We start from the raw sequence: 1298 nt of genomic DNA, 5'->3' as shown, positions 1-1298 counted from the left end.
AGCACGCGTCCGCGGGCGACGGTGACCGCGCCGCGGGCGAGCAGCACGCCGACCGCCGCGACGAGCGCGGAGACCAGGGGCGTCCCGCCCCACGACGCGAACGCGACGAGCGGCGAGTCGGCCTGCGAGAAGGCGAGCCGGCCCCACGGGAAGCCGCCGAACGGCCACGTCGAGCGCAGGTCCTCGGCCGCGACCCACAGCACGGTGAACACGACGACCTGCAGCCCCCCGTTGCGCCAGACGGCCTCGCCTCGTCGTGCCCACGCCCACGCGGCACCGAAGAGCGCGACGTAGGACGCCTCGAGCACGGTGAGCGCGAGCCACGGCACGAGCCCGACCGCGTCGTTCGCCCACGTGATGAGCGAGCCGAAGAACGCGATGCCCCAGACGAAGCCGACGAGGGCGTTCCAGCGCGCGGAGTCCCGCCGCATCGCGAGGTACAGGAGCGCCATGCCGAGGAACGCCGCGGGCCACCAGCCGGGGGCGGGGAACGCCGCGCGTGTGACCAGGCCGCTGATCAGGGCGAGGCCGACCGCCCACCAGCGGGAGGGTTCACGGACGAGCACCGCGCAAGAGTACGACAGCAGCATGTGCGGACCGGCGGGACCGGCGTCCTGGAAGCGGTCCCGACCGACCGGCCCGCGTGTCCTTCGTACCGGTCGGCGCGCACGGCGCGACCGTTGTCTGTTGAACACGCGGGCCCGGTCGGAACCCTGGGATCCGACCACCGGCCTCGTCGGGCCCTGCCGCCGGCCGACTGCTGCGTCGGCCTCGAGGGCGGTGGCGCCCGACCGGTCCCCCCGGTCGTGGATACCTTCAGGAACCTACCGAGATCAGGCGACGTGTCAAGGCGCCGTCACCGCAGGTGGTGGGCCTCTGCGCAGGTCACCTCGACGGCGCGGGCCGACGACACGCCCGGCGGGGCGGCGTGTCGTGGGGCGTGTCGCGGAAATCGGACAGGCGTCCAGCAGAGCGCGCCCGGGGTCGGCCCCGAAGATTCACCCGCTCGGCGCGGAGCAGGACGCGGTCAGCGGAGCGTGTCGAACAGGACGACGCCGTCGCGCACGGTCCGCAGGCAGCGCGGCGACTCCTCGTCGGGGCCGAGGAACGGCAGGAGCGGGGTCCCCGACCGGGCGTCGGTGCTCCACGACGCGAGCCGGCCGTCGGGTGCCTGGACGACGAGGTGCTCGGCCCGCCACACGGCGAGGTGGGCCGGAGCACCGAGCCGCAGCTCGCCCGCACCGGTGTGGTCGAGCCCCGCGAGCCGCCAGCCGCCTCGCGTCGAGGCGCGGAACGCG

2 pseudogenes are annotated in these 1298 nt (G+C 75.2%); both read right to left on the bottom strand.

Annotated elements, in window-relative coordinates:
* Positions 1–590, bottom strand: a pseudogene (locus HGA02_RS19495) (apolipoprotein N-acyltransferase); the annotation flags it as partial.
* 437 nt (positions 591–1027) lie between these two features.
* Positions 1028–1298: pseudogene (locus HGA02_RS19490) on the bottom strand (hydrolase); the annotation flags it as partial.

The organism is Cellulomonas septica, assembly GCF_012396155.1.
Taxonomy (GTDB): Bacteria; Actinomycetota; Actinomycetes; order Actinomycetales; family Cellulomonadaceae; genus Cellulomonas; species Cellulomonas septica.
This window is presented reverse-complemented; position numbering and strand designations above follow the sequence as displayed.